The organism is Nocardia cyriacigeorgica (assembly GCF_010858045.1).
Classification (GTDB): domain Bacteria; phylum Actinomycetota; class Actinomycetes; order Mycobacteriales; family Mycobacteriaceae; genus Nocardia; species Nocardia cyriacigeorgica_E.
The window spans coordinates 1-224 of sequence record NZ_JAAGVC010000458.1 but is presented as its reverse complement, the minus strand read 5'-3'; the positions used below and the strand labels follow the sequence as shown (position 1 = coordinate 224).

The following is a 224-nucleotide window of genomic DNA, read 5'->3' as shown; positions in this document are numbered from 1 at the left end:
GAGATCTTGCAGCGGGCACCGCGGTCGCACGGCATCCTGTTCGACCTGCCGGAGGTGGTGGGCGAGGCTCGTGAACGGCTGACCGAGCTGGGTGTGGCCGATCGCTGCGCGGTGGTGGCCGTCGCGGCCGATCTGGCATTGGTGCGGCCCTGGGAGCACCAGGGTGCCCGCGCGGTGCTCGGTTGGATTCCGCTGGTATTGCTGGTGATTCCGCTCCTCGGCGG

1 pseudogene is annotated in these 224 nt (G+C 70.1%); it reads left to right on the top strand.

What is annotated here, in order from left to right:
- Positions 1–224: pseudogene (locus GV790_RS30650) on the top strand (hypothetical protein); the annotation flags it as partial.